Source organism: Bacteroides gallinarum DSM 18171 = JCM 13658 (assembly GCF_000374365.1).
GTDB classification, from domain to species: domain Bacteria; phylum Bacteroidota; class Bacteroidia; order Bacteroidales; family Bacteroidaceae; genus Bacteroides; species Bacteroides gallinarum.
Window position 1 is genome coordinate 47,373 of sequence record NZ_KB894117.1, and the last position, 16,976, is coordinate 64,348.

16 protein-coding genes are annotated in these 16,976 nt (G+C 50.7%); 13 read left to right on the plus strand and 3 right to left on the minus strand.

The window, feature by feature from the left end; genetic code table 11:
- Positions 1 to 12: 12 nt before the first annotated feature.
- The 3 genes from C233_RS0103020 to C233_RS0103030 all read right to left on the minus strand — a co-directional run bounded on the left by C233_RS0103020 (position 13) and on the right by C233_RS0103030 (position 3,569).
- Positions 13 to 2,706: a phage terminase large subunit gene (locus C233_RS0103020; RefSeq protein WP_018666011.1), complete on the minus strand. Its 2,694-nt coding sequence runs from the start codon at positions 2,704 to 2,706 to the stop codon at positions 13 to 15.
- 3 nt (positions 2,707 to 2,709) lie between these two features.
- Positions 2,710 to 3,144, minus strand: coding sequence for a DUF5675 family protein (locus tag C233_RS0103025; protein WP_018666012.1), 435 nt, complete (start codon positions 3,142 to 3,144; stop codon positions 2,710 to 2,712).
- A 191-nt stretch (positions 3,145 to 3,335) separates the two neighbouring features.
- Positions 3,336 to 3,569, minus strand: a complete 234-nt coding sequence (locus tag C233_RS0103030; RefSeq protein WP_018666013.1) for a hypothetical protein — start codon at positions 3,567 to 3,569, stop codon at positions 3,336 to 3,338.
- A gap of 386 nt (positions 3,570 to 3,955) precedes the next feature.
- On the opposite strand from C233_RS0103030, the gene C233_RS0103035 reads away from it, so the two are divergent.
- The 13 genes from C233_RS0103035 (at position 3,956) to C233_RS0103100 (ending at position 16,962) form a co-directional block, all read left to right on the plus strand.
- Complete coding sequence (locus tag C233_RS0103035) at positions 3,956 to 5,089, plus strand: site-specific integrase (protein WP_005807062.1); 1,134 nt, start codon at positions 3,956 to 3,958, stop codon at positions 5,087 to 5,089.
- Between the two features lie 205 nt (positions 5,090 to 5,294).
- A complete protein-coding gene (locus C233_RS0103040; RefSeq protein ID WP_008781591.1) occupies positions 5,295 to 5,987 on the plus strand; it encodes a hypothetical protein in 693 nt (230 codons plus the stop codon).
- 200 nt (positions 5,988 to 6,187) lie between these two features.
- Positions 6,188 to 6,562, plus strand: a complete 375-nt coding sequence (locus C233_RS0103045; protein ID WP_008781592.1) for a helix-turn-helix domain-containing protein — start codon at positions 6,188 to 6,190, stop codon at positions 6,560 to 6,562.
- On the plus strand, positions 6,540 to 7,640 hold the full coding sequence (locus C233_RS0103050; RefSeq protein ID WP_005807066.1) for an AAA family ATPase: 1,101 nt from the start codon (positions 6,540 to 6,542) through the stop codon (positions 7,638 to 7,640). The genes C233_RS0103045 and C233_RS0103050 overlap by 23 nt, the downstream gene beginning before the upstream one ends.
- A 105-nt stretch (positions 7,641 to 7,745) precedes the next feature.
- Positions 7,746 to 8,633, plus strand: a complete 888-nt coding sequence (locus C233_RS0103055) for a toprim domain-containing protein (protein WP_005807068.1) — start codon at positions 7,746 to 7,748, stop codon at positions 8,631 to 8,633.
- A gap of 246 nt (positions 8,634 to 8,879) precedes the next feature.
- Positions 8,880 to 9,335 (plus strand): hypothetical protein, encoded by a 456-nt coding sequence (locus tag C233_RS0103065; protein ID WP_005807070.1) that lies wholly within the window; start codon positions 8,880 to 8,882, stop codon positions 9,333 to 9,335.
- A 1-nt stretch (position 9,336) separates the two neighbouring features.
- On the plus strand, positions 9,337 to 9,660 hold the full coding sequence (locus tag C233_RS0103070; RefSeq protein ID WP_005807072.1) for a DUF4134 domain-containing protein: 324 nt from the start codon (positions 9,337 to 9,339) through the stop codon (positions 9,658 to 9,660).
- Between the two features lie 49 nt (positions 9,661 to 9,709).
- Positions 9,710 to 10,087, plus strand: coding sequence for a DUF4134 domain-containing protein (locus C233_RS0103075; RefSeq protein WP_005807074.1), 378 nt, complete (start codon positions 9,710 to 9,712; stop codon positions 10,085 to 10,087).
- 12 nt (positions 10,088 to 10,099) lie between these two features.
- A complete protein-coding gene (locus C233_RS0103080; protein WP_005807076.1) occupies positions 10,100 to 10,396 on the plus strand; it encodes a hypothetical protein in 297 nt (98 codons plus the stop codon).
- A 104-nt stretch (positions 10,397 to 10,500) separates the two neighbouring features.
- Positions 10,501 to 13,206 carry a TraG/VirB4 family ATPase gene (locus C233_RS0103085; RefSeq protein ID WP_005807078.1) on the plus strand — a complete coding sequence of 902 codons (2,706 nt, stop codon included), beginning with the start codon at positions 10,501 to 10,503 and terminating at the stop codon, positions 13,204 to 13,206.
- Positions 13,207 to 13,217: 11 nt separating this feature from the next.
- A complete protein-coding gene (locus C233_RS0103090) occupies positions 13,218 to 13,697 on the plus strand; it encodes a DNA-directed RNA polymerase subunit alpha C-terminal domain-containing protein (RefSeq protein WP_005807080.1) in 480 nt (159 codons plus the stop codon).
- Between the two features lie 5 nt (positions 13,698 to 13,702).
- Entirely contained in the window at positions 13,703 to 16,240 is a 2,538-nt protein-coding gene (locus C233_RS0103095; protein ID WP_005807083.1) for a hypothetical protein, read from the plus strand.
- Positions 16,237 to 16,962, plus strand: a complete 726-nt coding sequence (locus C233_RS0103100; RefSeq protein ID WP_005807085.1) for a hypothetical protein — start codon at positions 16,237 to 16,239, stop codon at positions 16,960 to 16,962. The genes C233_RS0103095 and C233_RS0103100 overlap by 4 nt, the downstream gene beginning before the upstream one ends.
- The last annotated feature ends 14 nt before the right edge of the window (positions 16,963 to 16,976 follow it).

Below are 16,976 nucleotides of genomic sequence, written 5' to 3' on the forward strand. Positions count from 1 at the left end.
CCTTGCCTCGAATTAGTATGAAAATCCTTCCTGAATCACGGACGTGGAAATCACGTACCCGTTGCCGTCGCCTCCGCTCCTGAACCTGTACCATGTATCGCGCAGGTAATAGCAGAGCAGGTAATCGAGGCAGTCGGACAAGTGTCCGTACCGTTCGTACTTGACCCCTGTTTTCGGGTCTGTCACCTTCTGCTTGCTTTTGCTCCCGTCCTCGTTCCGAAGCTGGTAAATCAGGTCTTGCGTGAGCTTGCGGCACTTGATGTCGATAAGGAGCTGCCAGCCCTCATAGCCGTCGAACACTTCGTTGACGAACTCACACCGGGTGGCTTGGGGCGGTTGTTTGCGCAGCAGCTTCACCTTGGGGCGGAGGATGCCCTTGCCGAAAGTGTCGGTAATGATGGTGTAGTTGTTTACCCCGTCCTCGTTGGCGGTGGAGCGTTGCAACCCCGCCGGATCGCCCGTCACGTCCACGCCACCGATATGCTTGTCCCGGTAGAGTTTCTGGCGGACTTTCCGCGCCAGCGCCGGGGTATTGTTCTCCTTGTCTTCCGGCTTGCCGAGTATCTCTTCCAGTATATAGACTTTCTTGTTGTCGTAGTCTATCTGGGCGGAAAGGACAGACATCTGCGGCGCCACGTTGAAATCCCAGACGGTGATTAACGGCCGTGTTGGGTCATAGACCTTTTCTTTCAGACCGGTAATCAGATGGCGGCTGCCGTCGAAGCCGCGGTAAATCGCCATGTCGTTGGCTTCCACGAAATCCCAGTTGCCGTACAGCAGGCGTTCCTTGGTCGCCTGGTCGCGGATTTTGTTCAGGGCGGCCTCGTACACTTGCCGGAAGGCGATGTTGGGATTGTCGAATACCGAGAACGGGATGTAGGCTTCCCCTTCACGGCAGATGACCCTTTCCCCGTTCTCGTCCTGCACGAAGCGGGAACGTACCCAGTTAATCGTCGGGTTGGTGGTAAGCAGCATCCTCGGGGTCTTGAACGTTTCATGAGTACGCCAGCGGAGACGCGAAAACAGCACCTCTACCGCACGTTCTGAAATCTCAGAAACCTCGTCCACCATGGCGATGGTATATTCGGAAGAACCGAAACGCTCGAAGTTCGGGTCGCTCGGGATATCCGCCATCTCCTTCATAATGATGACGGAGTCGTTCCAGAATGTAAGCGTGCCCTCGAGGTTGTTTATCTTGTAGTTCACGTCCTCTTTCAGGCCCCAGTCTTTCAGTATCGACTTGATGGTGTTCCATGTCGATTCCTTGAGCGACTTGAGCGTCTTTCGGGCAACGACCGCGCGGATATTCTCGAACCGGATGCAGGAGGATACCAGCCACACGCTGCCGATGAAAGAGTTATGCGTTACAGTAAAGTTGTCGGCGACATAAAGGCCGCGGGGATCATCAACCGTGATGCATCGGCCTTCCCGTCTCCCGATGTATTCGACATCAGTGATTCTTTTTCCGAGTTCCGATACACCCCCGTTGAATTCATACCGGCACCTCATTCTTTTTCTTGACAGGCTTACCAGCTCCGGGTTCATACGGGTACGGAAGTACACGTCGTAACTGTCCTTGCATCGGATGAAACCGCCTTCCCTGTCCCTGTATCCGGCGGGGTTCCTTTTGATTGTCGCTATGCCTCCCAAAGAACGGATGACAAACGCGACATCTTCCGCCAGCCGGCTGCTTGTCGTGCTGTAGGACATGTGCCCCCTTTCATCGACGTACCCGTCGGTATCCATCAGCCCTTGAACAAGCTGCTTGCGCTCTTCAACGGGGGCATATTTATATTGCCGGGGAATGAACTTGTCCGAGGAGCCGCACCCTTCCAGGCCGAGTTCCTTTAACGCTTCAACCAAATTGCGGTCATAAAGCACGTAGCTTCTGGCCCTGTTCCCGCTTTTCTCCCGGGAATGACTCATATCATATCCCACGGACATGAATCTTCGGACAATTTCATCATCCATTGTCGTGAAATGCACGGAATTGACCGCCGTCACGGATTTCGTAATACACCCGTCGCCGAGAATGGCCCCGAGGATATAAGGTTCTATGGGTTTGGGATGTCTATACCGTTTCCCCGAGGTAAACTGTACCGGTGCACACAGGGGAATAATCAGGTTGTTCCCTTTATACATCCCGCCCTTTTTACGCTGTATCCAATCGTAAATCATCCGGGTGCTCCAGACCCTCTCGTTATCCCGGTTTCCGCCCGCGTCTTTCCGCCTCGTTCTTTTATGGCTTTGGTGCAGTTGCCACAAGTGCCCGGAAGAACAGTCGAAATGCGTACCGTCAATGAAGTGGACGCGATAGTAATCATGTTCCTCGACAGGATGCAGCCGGATAACCCGCTGCTGTCCTCCGGTTGTGGCGGAGGATATGATGTCGCCGACCTTCAAATCCCGTACCTTACGGAATCCGAAAGGGGTGCATACCGTTGAATCCAAAGGCGCCGCTTTACCCCCGCCCGCCGCTCCGCCACCCAGTATCAACTGTGGCAGATGCTGGGACTTGCATTGCCTGCACCGGGGCTTGTATTGGGGATTGCGCTGCTGGTCATAACCAATCAACACCTGCTCGATTCCTCCCCCGCAATGCGGGCAGCAGTCGGGTTGCAGAAGCTTCCAAAGCTCGTACTGCCGTGGCGACGGGGAGAAATCGATACGGATGTTCTTGGGGGATTTGAGCCTGTTGACAGCCATCCGCTACAGGATTTGGATCGTTATGTCATCCTCTTTTTCAAGCAGGGCATACAGTTGCTTGAATGTAGCGCGGGATTCAAGTACTTTTCCCTTGACGGTATTCTTCCCTACAATGATACAGCCGGCGGAGTCTGTTTCCGTATTTCCGGAGTGAATCAATATCCCGAGAAAATGCGGCACATCGTGCAGATAAGGCATCTTCTTCTTGTATTTGGGACTGTACTGAAGGGTGATTTTGTATGTTCCTGCCGGGATGGCGGTCTTGGAGTACACTTTTTCCTTGCAGGCGCAGTTGTGTCCTTCGGGAGTGTCAGGGCAAGTGGCAGGAAGGTTTCTTACGGTGTCTTCGATGGTGTTACAGAAAAATCTGCCGTCAACGAGCAGGTCGCCTATGGTGTAGGTCTGACCTTTGAATTTGCGATTGAGTGTAAGTTTCATTTTTCGATACGTTATATGTATCGAAAGAGTAGAGATGTAAGTATGGCAAGGTTTATAACCCCGGTTCTGAATACATTGCCGGGGTGTAAAATGGGGCGAGAAAAATTATGCAAGAAAAGGAACCCGGTCGAAACCGGGATCTATACGGGAGGGAAAGGTGTATCCAGTGGTCGAAAATGAAAATAGACACATCAGTACGACATGTCTATTACTTTATATAGCGAGATAAGTTTTCCATCCTCCGCCTGAAACAGGTAGTGTCCATTTGCCAGCCTGCATTCATGGATATTCCGGTCATCAGGATCAGATGCCAGCAAGGAACGTGCCCCGTCTGCATCGATAGTCTGCATTTGTACGCCCCGGACCGTGGCTGTCTGGTCATCAGGGGGAAGCTGCATCAGTTCTTCCAGCAATGTATTTTCCATAACGAACAAATCGCGCCCGATGTCCCGTCAAGCAGTATTGTATTGAAACGAAAGCGTGGGACATAACCCGTAGCACCGAGGTTCTGGTAAACCCATCCGCAAACAAGTTAAGCCCACGCAAACCGTAGGCGAAAACTGTTTGTCTTGCGGATTGTTGAAATTTACCAGATTTATAAAGTAAAGCCCTAAAATGAAAACAAGAGCTAAACAAGTGCAAATAAAACCGCTTATTTACAATTGATTATAGTGTACTTGATGTTTTCAGTTGTTTTCTTTCTTTTCAGTTGATTGGTTCTTTTTCGGTACAATTTTGTTTCTCGTTTGTTTCTCAATATCGACCTTTATTCATATCTTTGCAACAGAAACAAAATTATGAAGGGATCGATATGCCACGAGTAAAGAAGCCTACAAAAGTAAAAGAGCCTGTCCGCCTTCGGACAAAGAAGCTGGCAGATGGAAGCCAAAGTCTGTATCTTGATATATACCGTTTCGGAAAACGAACATACGAATATCTTAAGTTGTATCTCATTCCGGAAACGGATAACAATGCCCGTCGGCAGAATCAGGCGACTATGAATGCCGCCAATGCCATCAAGTCCAAACGTATTATCGAGCTGACCAACGGCGAGGCCGGTATAGAAACCAAAGAGAGAGTTTACCTGCTTGACTGGATGAATACCTACAAGGAGAACCAGGCCAAGCGTGGCAAAAAGGACGGTTATCAAATTGACATCACTATACGCATCTTGAAGGATTATGCGGGAGAACGTATGTTGATGGATCAAATAGACAAGACATTCTGCCAGAATTATCTTGACTACCTTCAGTCCGAATACCGTTCCAGAGGCAAACGAGTGTCGAATTACACACTGCATACTTATTACCGGGTATTGAACGGAGCCTTGAATGCGGCTGTCAGGGCCGAGATCATCAAGTCCAATCCTTTCACGAAAATCAGCAAGTCGGAAAAGATCCGTCTGCCTGAAAGCAAACGGTCATACATGACCATTGAAGAGGTGCGTGCATTGATCGCAACCCCGATGAAAAATGAATCCGTGAAAGGTGCCTATCTGTTCTCTTGTTTCTGCGGTCTGCGAATCAGTGATATAATCAAGTTGCAATGGAAAGATGTATTCGTTGATCGTGGACAATACCGTCTGTCGGTTTCAATGCAGAAAACCAAGGAACCGATTTATCTTCCGCTTTCCCCGGAAGCGTTGAAGTGGATGCCTGCGCGTGGAGACAAAACTCCTGATGACCATGTGTTTGACCTGCCGTCCCCAGCAATGGTCAATATTCTTATCAAACCATGGGCAAAAGCGGCGGGAATAAACAAGCGTTTTACATTCCATACGGCGCGGCACACGTTCGCGACGATGATGCTGACACTCGGAGCAGACTTATATACGACATCCAAGCTGCTCGGCCATGCTGACGTGAAAATGACACAGGTGTACGCCAAAATCATCAACCAGAAAAAGGATGATGCGGTCAACCTGGTCAACGGATTGTTTGAGTGACCAATGATATACCATATCATGTCAAATTTACAAGTAGATATTTTAAGGGCGTCATCGATTGCAGATACAATCGAAAAACGATACCTTTATGATGATATATTATTATAAACCAATAAAATGTAAATCGACATGACAAGAGCTGACAAAGGCCTTCTCTCTTTTTGAGGGGAGCAAACACCCGCATCACATTGAATCGGCACAGGACGTGGCGGAAGAACTTTTCGCCCTGCTTACCGAAGCAAAAACAGTTTATCTCCAGGAGGTCAAAATCCACGGCAAACAGTATCGCCGTTATGTGGAGGATTTTGTGAACAGTCACCGGTATATTGACTGCGATAACGCGGTCTGTCGGAACTGCCACGAAATGAACATCCACATCGTCAAGGGACTGCTGACCGACTGCCCCTACCTTATCCAACCGCTTTTTTCCGCCCCGAGCCTCTCTTTCGAGGAGTGCATGGAACTAAAGCGGAAGTATGACACATCGGAACTGGCATCTTCCGATTGTAATCCGGCAAAGTTTTCATTTCTTTCTTTTGACTGCAGTCTTTCGCGCAAACAACTGGCCGGTATCGTTTCTTGCGCCAATACTTATCATCTGTTCTGTTCTCCCGTAACTATTGACGACATGGAATCTCTCTTCTCCTGCAAGATAGGTTTCTGTCTTCGGGTGAACAGCGTGCGCCGTGTGGCTATCCTGTTCGATGCCCTTCTTGAGAATTCATTCATTCAGCCTTACTGGCAATCAGTCCTCGAAAGAGGGCGTTTCCTGCAATCCAAGGACGGCTCGCACTTCATATCCGCAACGAGCATATCCACCACGCTTTCGTTGGTCAGGAACAAAATGACTTCAACCGCTTACAATATCAGAAAGTTTGTAAGCCAACTGAAGGAATGAAAGGAAGTGCTAAGAAGTCAACCATGTGAAAAGCAAAAGTATGATAACTGATATGCTACCAAACCGGTATCATACTGTCATCCAATGCTTTTAGATATTCACACTCTACCTTTGCCTCTGTATACAACGCGTTACAAACAGAGGTGCATCTCTTATTGTCTAATTTAATCACGAATAATATGTCCAACAGATTGACATTCATGGAAAGGTTGAGCGAACGGCTCACGGCCCTTGAAGCGATTATCCGGAAATTGGAACCGGTCGAGAGCTTTCTGGAACGGGTGGAATTGCTGGAAAAGAACATTTACGCGACCAAAAAGGTCTTTACTTTTTCGGAAGCCTGCATGTACATCGGGGTATCAGAAAGTATGCTGTATAAACTTACGGCCAACAAGGAGATTCCTCACTACAAGCCTCGCGGCAAGATGATCTACTTTGCCAAGGAGGAACTGGACGAATGGCTCCTGCAGAATCATGAACTTGCCGTCGATGATGCCACGCGGATGGCACACGAGGCGGCAGCAGTACAACCCTTCTTAAACGAGAAACGCCATGGAAAACGAAAGAAGAACTGACCAGAAGACGGGAATGGGATTGGAAGAGACCCGTCTGTCAGATATTCTTTCAGCTTCCCAAATCAAGGCGACGGATACATACGAGACCCCGCCGCAAATTATCTGGATTGACAATTCGACCATAGCGACTCTCGGCAATTTCAGTGCATCGACCGGCAAGGCAAAATCCAAGAAGACATTCAATGTCTCCGCCCTTGTCGCCGCTTCCCTGGCAGGTAAGCAGGTGCTGAACTACCGGGCGCATCTGCCGGAAGGCAAACGCCGGATCCTGTATGTCGATACCGAGCAGAGCCGCTATCATTGTCACACGGTGCTGGAACGTATTCTGCGTCTGGCCGGGCTTCCTACCACAGCAGACAGCGAGAACCTTGATTTCATCTGCCTGCGGGAGTATTCTCCGACAGTCCGTATAAGTGTGATAGACTATGCCCTTCGTCAGGGTAAAGGTTACGGGCTGGTTATCATTGACGGTATCCGCGACCTTATGCTGGACATCAACAGCACCAGCGAATCGGTGGAGGTAATCAACAAAATGATGGAATGGTCCTCTCGTTACGACCTGCATATCCATTGCGTGCTGCACCTGAACAAAGGGGACAACAATGTACGAGGCCATATCGGTACGGAGATGAGCAACAAGGCGGAAACAGTACTGGTCATCAGCAAATGCAACGAGAATCCGTCTGTCAGTGAAGTCCATGCCCTGCATATCCGGGAAAAGGAGTTCAAACCCTTCGCGTTCACCGTGGACGACAACGGGCTCCCGGTCATCGCCGAAGGGCACACGTTCGGTGACACCCCGAAGCCCAGGCAACGGACAAGCTTTACGGAGCTGAGCATCGAGCAGCACCGGGAAGCCCTTTCCGCTGCCTTTGACGGCAAACCCATCAGGGGCTTTGAGAATGTACTGCAACGTCTGATCGCCTCTTATGAAAACATAGGCTTCAAACGTGGCCGCAGTGTCATGATAAAACTGCTGCAGTACCTGACGGACAACCTTAAACTTGTTGTCAAGCAGGACAAGCTGTTCTACTATGACATGACCCCCGCGGAAGCAAGGCTTTTTGATGAAGAATGAAGCCGGGCGCGGGCATATATATTTCAGTTTACTTTAGTATGTATATATATAGGGAATAAAACTAAACTAAACCATTTCCGTGTGAACAAGTGAAAGAAAACAGCCATGACTATAGAAGAAGCAAAACAGGTACGCATAGTGGACTTTCTGGCGCAGCTCGGCCACCATGCGCAATACGTTAAATCGGATCAGTACTGGTATCTCTCGCCGTTAAGGGATGAGCAGTCGCCGTCGTTCAAGGTCAATGACCGGTTGAACGAATGGTATGATTTTGGGGCGGCCACCGGAGGCGACCTCGTGGAATTGGGTAAATACCTTTACCAGACTGAAAGTGTAAGCGAGGTACTGGCATACATCGGGCGGCATTCCAGCGATATGCCTTTGCCGAAAGTCCGTTTCCAGGCTCTTCCGCCCCGTCCCGTGGAATCGGATATGAAAAATCTGATTGTCGTCCCGTTACGGCATCACGCGTTATACTCTTACCTTCAGTCCCGGAAAATAGATGCTGACATAGGACGTATGTTCTGCAAGGAAATCCATTATGAATTGCGTGACCGGCATTATTTTGCCCTCGCGTTCGGTAATGTTTCGGGCGGATATGAAATGCGCAACGCCTATTATAAAGGATGTATCAAGAACAAGGACATCTCCCTGATCGGACATCAGTGCGGAGAGATACAGGAACGGGTCTGCGTGTTCGAGGGGTTCATGGACTTTCTGTCTTACCTGACATTGAAGCAGTCATGCAACTGGACCATTTGTATAGACCAGCCTTGCGACTACCTTGTCATGAACTCCGTAAACAACCTGAAAAAGGCATTGATGTACCTGCAGAGATACCTGCATATACATTGTTATCTCGACAACGACCTTGCCGGGCAAAAGACCGTGGAAACCATAGCCGGACTATACGGCGAACGGGTCAGCAACGAAGCTGTCCGATATAGCGAATACAAGGATCTGAATGATTGCTTGCGAGGCAAGAAACGCTGACCTAAAAAAAAGCGAATCTGCCAATGGAAGCCCTCCTGAACGGAGGGCTTTTTTTATGCCCTGACTTCTTCATTTTTCCCGTTCATTAAGGCGATATAGTACGATTTTATAGTACGATTTTCAAAATCGATATAAATCTTGTAAAGAAAACATCCGTTTAATACACAATTATTTCGTAGTTCGAAATTCTCCTTTTTTATTTGTGAAATCAAACTAATACAAAATTCAATATCCATACTAAAAGATATGAGATCATATTTCATTTTTGCCATTGTTCTGACGGTCGCGTACCTCATTTATTACGCGGTCATCATTATGCAGGATCTCTATGGAAAAAGGAGAACCGGCAAGACAGAGGAGGAAGTTTTCGACCTCGGCACACTGGAGGACGAAGAGAGTGTTGCCGTGAGCGAGAGTGAAACCGGGTTCCGTGTCGGCAACGAGCAATACGATACTGAAACAGCATCAGGCGGCGATTCTGCCACCGACCAGAAGCCGGCGGACAAAAAGCCGGAGACAAAGGAGACCCCGGAAGAAAGACTGGAGCGTCTCAAAGCCAAGGCGGAGGAAAAGATGGAGGAAACCACGCCCTACCTGTCTGATGGCTTCAGTGCAGATGAAATGTACAAGGCGATGCTTTCCAGGGGCAAACTGGAAAATCGTCCGGAGATGGCCTGGAAACCAATTAAAGACAAATTGTAGCATGTCGATTAAGCAAAAGATAGTATGCCTGTTAATTCTTGTACCCTATGCGGCTTTCGCCAAGAGCGGCAGCGTGAACTACAGCTGGGGAGCGGATGCGCTGGCCACGATGCACGACTTCGTGGTCACGATGATGCTGTATGTCCTGTATATATGCTACTCCATCGCATCCGTTCTGGTCATCGTGTCCGCCTTCCAGATCTACATCAAGATGAACACTGGAGAGGACGGCATCGTCAAATCCTTTTTATCGCTGCTTGGCGCGTGCCTGTTCATCATCGGGGCCTCCATCGTACTTCCGGCATTTTTCGGTTATCGCATATAAGGCTGTTTAACAATCCAATACATAAATATTAACTCAAAAACGATCAAGTATGTTTCAGAAAGTAAAACAAATGTGCCGAAAGGCAAAAGGATTCATCCAAGGTGTTTCCACCAAAGTGAAGATGCTTGCACTCACTTTGTTCTCTGGTACCACGGCAATGGCCCAGAGTACGGCCGGCGACTATTCAGCCGGTACTACCGCACTATCTACCGTGGCGGAGGAAATTGTCAAGTATGTACCAGTCATGGTCAAGCTCTGCTATGCCATCGCCGGTGTAGTCGCCATTATCGGCGCCATCTCCGTTTACATCGCCATGAACAACGAAGAGCAGGATGTCAAAAAGAAGATCATGATGGTGGTTGGTGCATGTCTTTTCCTGATTGCAGCAGCACAGGCTCTTCCTTTGTTTTTCGGCATTGACGCATAAAAGTACCGAGGGATGAAAAGCAAGGAAACACGTTATCCGGACTATCCGCTGTTCAAGGGGCTGCAACGTCCTCTTGAAGTGATGGGATTGCAGGGCCGCTACATCTATTGGGCGGCAGGAACGGCAGGCGGAGCCATCGCGGGCTTCATAGCCGCTTACTGCCTTGCCGGATTCGTGGCCGGACTGGCCGCGCTGACAGTCATTCTGTCGGTGGGCATCGTGCTAATCATCTTCAAGCAGCGGAAAGGTCTGCACAGCAAGAGAACGGACCGAGGCGTGTTCGTCTATGCCTACTCGCGTAAGGTCTGACAAAATTAAACCATCACAGCAATGTGTGGCTATATTGAATGTTGAACGCGGGTAGGTTCGTATGAGATACGGGCCTACCCCTATTTAATTGAACGTATATTGAAATGACCCTATACATTATCCTGATTTTCGTTGCCTTATGCGCGGGTATGGCCATATCCGTCCATGCGTTCGGTACCGGAGGCAAGCGCAAGCGTATCTTCCAGGACATCTATTTCTCGGTGGAAGACACGGAAGGCGTGGGTGTCCTGTACACCAAGACGGGCGAATATTCCGCCATGCTGAAGATCGAGAATCCGGTACAGAAGTATTCGGCGAACATAGACAGCTACTACGATTTCACGCATCTGTTCTCCGCCCTTGCCCTGACCTTGGGAGAAGGTTATGCCATTCACAAGCAGGACATCTTCGTGAGGAAGCGTTTTGTCAACGAGGATACCGGGAAGCAGGAGTTCCTTTCTGAATCGTATTTCCGGTATTTCAAGGGAAGGGCGTACACGGACAGCATGTGTTACCTGACCATCACGCAGGAAGCCAGGAAAAGCCGCCTTTTCTCGTTCGACAACAAGAAATGGCGTGATTTCCTTGTCAAGATCCGCAAGGTACAGGACCAGTTGCGGGACAGCGGCGTGCAGGCGCGTTTCCTGAACAAATCCGAGGCAAGCGATTACGTGGACCGGTATTTCGCCATGAACTTCAAGGACCGTATTATCTCGATGACGAACTTCAAGTCGGACGACGAGAGCGTCTCGATGGGTGACAAGCGCTGCAAGGTGTACAGTCTCGTGGACGTGGACTGCATCTCGCTGCCTTCGATGATCAGACCCTATACCAATATAGAAGTGAACAACACGGAAATGCCCGTGGATCTTGTCTCGGCCATTGACAGCATTCCGAATGCCGATACAGTGGTCTATAACCAGGTCATCTTCCTTCCCAACCAGAAGCGTGAACTTTCGCTGCTGGACAAGAAGAAGAACCGGCACGCGAGCATTCCCAACCCGAGCAACCAGGCAGCGGTCGAAGACATAAAACGTGTACAGGAGGTGATTGCCCGCGAGAGCAAGCAGCTCGTGTACAGCCATTTCAACCTTATAGTGGCCGTGTCCGGCGATACGGACCTGCAGAAGTGTACGAATCATCTGGAGAATGCTTTCGGTAGAATGGGAATCCATATTTCCAAACGAGCCTACAACCAGCTGGAGCTGTTCGTCGGCTCGTTCCCGGGCAACTGCTACAGCCTGAATGAAGAGTATGACCGGTTCCTGACCCTATCGGACGCGGCGATGTGCCTGATGTACAAGGAACGTGTGCAGCACAGCGAAGACACCCCGGTGAAAGTCTATTACACTGACCGCCAGGGAGTGCCTGTCGCCATCGACATCACCGGCAAGGAAGGCAGACAGAAGCTGACGGACAACTCGAACTTTTTTGCCCTCGGGCCGAGCGGTTCCGGGAAATCCTTCCACATGAACTCTGTCGTGCGCCAGCTGCACGAACAGGGTACAGACATCGTAATGGTCGATACCGGAAACTCCTACGAGGGATTGTGCGAGTATCTGGGAGGCAAGTACATCAGCTACACGGAGGAACGCCCCATCACGATGAACCCGTTTCGTATCCACAAGGAAGAGATGAACGTGGAAAAGACCGGCTTCCTAAAGAATCTTGTCCTGCTGATCTGGAAGGGCACGCAGGGAACAGTCACGAAGACGGAAGACCGTCTGGTGGAAAATGTAATCACCGATTATTACGATGCGTATTTCAACGGCTTCGACGGCTTCACGCCCATGCAGCGGGAAGACCTGAGAAAAAGCCTCGCCATAGACGAACGCAACCGTGACGGGAACCGTGAGGAAAGCGAGCAGGAACGGAACAGCCGTATCGAGTGCATGATAGACGAAATGGAACGCAGGCGCAAGGAGTTGAAGGTGGAAGAACTCTCGTTCAATTCATTTTACGAATACTCCGTCCAGCGTATTCCGGACATCTGTCACGAGAACCACATTTCGGGCATAGACCTCTCGACTTACCGCTACATGATGAAGGACTTCTACAGGGGCGGCAACCATGAAAAGACCCTGAACGAGAACATGGACAGTTCGCTGTTCGACGAGACCTTCGTGGTGTTCGAGATTGACAGTATAAAGGATGATCCGCTGCTGTTCCCGCTTGTCACGCTGATAATCATGGACGTGTTCCTGCAGAAGATGCGAATCAAGAAGAACCGCAAGGTGCTTGTCATCGAGGAAGCCTGGAAAGCCATTGCCAGTCCGCTGATGGCCGAGTACATCAAGTTCATGTACAAGACGGCCCGTAAGTTCTGGGCCAGCGTGGGCGTTGTGACACAGGAGATACAGGACATCATCGGCAGTGAAATCGTTAAAGAGGCCATCATCAACAACAGCGACGTGGTGATGCTGCTTGACCAAAGCAAGTTCAAGGAGCGTTTCGACACCATCAAGGCCATTCTCGGGCTCACCGATGTTGACTGCAAGAAGATATTCACGATCAACCGTCTGGACAACAAGGACGGCCGTTCGTTCTTCCGGGAGGTATTCATACGAAGGGGAACGACAAGCGGCGTGTATGGCGTGGAAGAGCCGCATGAATGCTACATGACCTACACGACCGAACGTGCTGAGAAGGAAGCCCTGAAACTCTACAAGAGGGAGCTCCGGTGCAGCCATCAGGAAGCCATCGAAGCCTATTGCCGGGACTGGGATGCCAGCGGCATCAGCAAGTCCCTGACATTCGCCCAGAAGGTCAACGAGGCCGGACGGGTACTGAACCTGAAAGCAAAACAATAAAATCAGATACAATGGGAAAATTTGATATAGACCGACCTATAGCGGAACTGTTCAGTGTTGAGCCTTACGCTCTCCGCATCCGCAACGTGTGCAACAGCCACGATATTGCCACCATCCGGGAACTGTGCCTGCACAGCAACTGGGACTTGCTTCATTTCCGCCATTTGGGGGAAAGGAGCATCGCGCACATGGAAGAAATGCTGGGCAATTTCGGATTGCGACTGGGCATGACCGAAGAGGATCTGGACGCATATATGAGATTTGAAACCGAGGATGACAAAGACGTCACTACCATCATGCGTTTCGAGGAATCGGAGGAGGTCAAGTGGGACCAGCGCCGGTATGAAGTAGCCAGAGACCTGTATGTCAGATACAGGGGTCTGTCCCCATACGAGGCTATGGAGGAAGCAGAGAAGCTGATACTGGCCCTGCAGGGAGTACCTGAGAAGAACAACCGCAGCAAGCGGAGAGGTAATATTTTCAACCGTTGAACAGAATGAACATGAAGCGACTGTCACTTGTCTTTGCAGTTCTGCTGCTTGCCTTCACGCAGCATGTCCACGCCCAGTATTACAGCGTGAACTATGACGCACGTACCGTGGCGGCAATGGCAGCCGCGTTCGGTACGGAGGTCGTGGCTGAAAGCTACTACCGTGAGCAGGTCGATGACATCCTGAAGCACTATACGGCGGCGGAGGTGGCGGCAGCCGGAATTTTCTCTTCCAAATTTCTGGAACACAAAGCACTCTCGGACCTCGGTATCTGGTGTAGCAGCACGGAAAACTACTATTACCGCCGTATCTACCACATGGTGGCCGACAAGATCATACCGAAAATCTGGGTGGTGGCAAAGCAGATGCTTCACTCCCCGCAGACAGCGATCCACTGGGGTAGCTACCTGATGAAGGTGTGCGATGAGACGAAGAGCCTGTGTATGCAGTTCGAAAGCGTTGTGACAAACAGTACACTTTCGTTCTCGGACATCGCTTTTCTGGAGATCAACAGCGAGGTCGTGCCTCTGCTGAAACTTTCGGAACTGGGCGGTATAGACTGGCAGCGGATGCTGGACGATTTTTCCCGGATTCCTGACCGCTTTACACGGGAGAACCTGCAAAGCGACCTTGACAATCTCTACAATCTGGGTGTCGGTCTGGCAACGGCCGGTGCGGGTAATCTCGGCGATGCCCTGCTGCCTGAAAGTATGTTCCATAACCTGCTTTCGGGCAAGGTCAGCGAGATTGCCAACCTGTACGACCATTACTCCGGCCTGTTCGAGGAAGCGGAACAAGGTATCGGGAACCTGCTGCTGGACAAGATCGGCGGTCCTGACAACGTGGCCGGCCTGTTCGAGTTCGGGGATTACGACCTTGCCGGCTGGATCAGTGACTATATAGACGACGAAGCCGGGACTTATTACACGCAGCGCTGGTACATCGCCAGACGTGACCAGGGCAGCGTGTCATTGTGTGACTATTACCCGCCCACGGACGACAACAGCATCCTGAACGGCGGTGAGTGGACCCGTTTCGAAACGAGCGACCCCGGTTTTTATCCCAATGCCTCGCAGCGGGAACAGGCTCTCTCCAACTCGGAACGATATGCCGGATGGTCGAGAAACCGTGTACAGCAGCTCAACAACCAGAATGACGGCAACACTTACAGCATCAACTACTGGCAGAACGCCTACATCATCAGCCGCGGCGGCAAGCAGACAAAGAAGGCTTACGCCTACGAGATACATGTCAAGAAAAGCTGGAACCATGAGGAAATCGTGTATGAAGAGATATTCGATTCCTACACTATGGATCTGGAGACCTTCAAGGCGCAGCTCAATGCCCGTCTGTCGGAATTCAACGAAAACGAGGACGGCTATGTCTATTACATAGCTTCCGACGCGTGGAACTACTATCAGGCAACGGATGCCGCCAAACTTAAAGGATGCGAGAGCGTGACCATCAGCGTCACCTGCTCGGACGGGGCTACTCTGGGCCAAGGTTCGACCCAGTACAAATGCAGGAAATGCGGCGGTTCACCCAATGCCCATACCAAGGATTGCTCCATGCAGACCTCCGTGACGGAAAATGAACTTGACTTTTCGGAATTGGATGAGCTGATACGGGAGGCAGACAACCAGGTAGCCATGCTTCAATCACAGATCAAGGCACTGGAGGATGAGAACAAGGAGCTGCTGAAGAAAATATCCGAGGCCAGTGTGGAGGATGCTGCCGTTTACAGGCAGCAGTACAACGCCAACCTGACGCGTATCGGAGAGTTGAAGGCAGAACTGGCCGAGTGGCAGAAGAAACAGAAGGAATACGCGGATGCGAAGCAGGAAGCGGCAAACGACAATGACGTGCCGACGGACGACTACTACCGTATCCCGGCCATCATGCAGGACTGCAAGACTGCCTACAGTCTGTCGTGGCAGGACGGCGGTTCGTGGAACGGATACACGTTCGTCCGCAAGGCGACCATGCCGAATATAGACGGCGAGATAACTTTCAAGGCAACCATCAGCATAGCACGCAAGCCGAAATACTTCCTCGGCATCAAGATTCACCGTGCCATTGTACAGATCAGCTGGGAACTGACCTCGCAATACACCGACACGTATGTGGCCGACGTGCTGACATTCGACCCGGACCTTCCGGAAGAAGAAAAAGAGCGGATCGTGAATGAACGTATCGCGGAAATCGCCCGGGAGCATCCGTCATGCAAGATCACGACGGAATATGCCCGTACCACCCCGATGGAAGATACCTCTACCGGAGAGGTGTACCACCTGCTGTGGTCAAGTGACCGTCTTGAAATCGCGCGTGAAGTGGATTCCCGGATTACGCAGATATACGCCGACCTGGTATCCCTGGAAAAGATGATGCATTACAAGCGCAGCATCATCGACGTGCTGAAGGATGTCCTTCCGGATCTGAATATGGACGAAGGGCGACGCCTCACTCTCGTGGAAGAATGCCATGACCGTTGGGTGGAAAACGCCCGTAGCCTGCGAAGCGGGAGAAAGGAGGAAAGACCATGAAACGGGCCTTGCTGATAACCATAGTGCTGCTTGCACTCCTGCCTGATGTCGTCAAAGCACAATGGACATTCGACGTGGTGTCCGTTGAAGCCTATATCAATGACCATAAGAAGCAGCGTAGCTTGTTGCTGGCCCGAAGTACCCTTGAGTACAGCAACCAGCTGCTGCACGAATACAGCCGCAAGGAGGTCGGCGAATACAAGGAACTGAATATCGACCTTGACCGGTACACCCGTGCCTTTGATGTCATTGATGTGATGTACCAGTCGTTACGCACGGTATTGAACGCAAAGAACACCTACAATACGGTAAGTGACCGGATAGCGGACTACAAGTCGATGCTGGAGGCATTTCACGAGAAGGTGCTGAAACGCGGACGCATCGAACCCTCCGACGCCCTGCTCATCACCATCAACGAGAAAGCCATACGGGATATAGCCCATGACGGGGAGCAACTCTACAAGTCGGTCAGCGACCTGGCGCTGTATGCCACGGGAGCGGCGGCCTGCTCCACTTCGGATCTGCTGATGGTGCTGGAGGCCGTGAACAGGTCTCTGGACGACATCGAACGGCATCTGAACCGGGCCTATATGGAGACCTGGCGATACATACAGGTAAGAATCGGCTACTGGAAGTCGAAGATATACCGTGAACATACCAAACAGGAGATAATTGAAGGAGCCTTCGGACGTTGGCGCAACTCCGGAAGGCTGGATTACTAACGATAAAAGGGAAA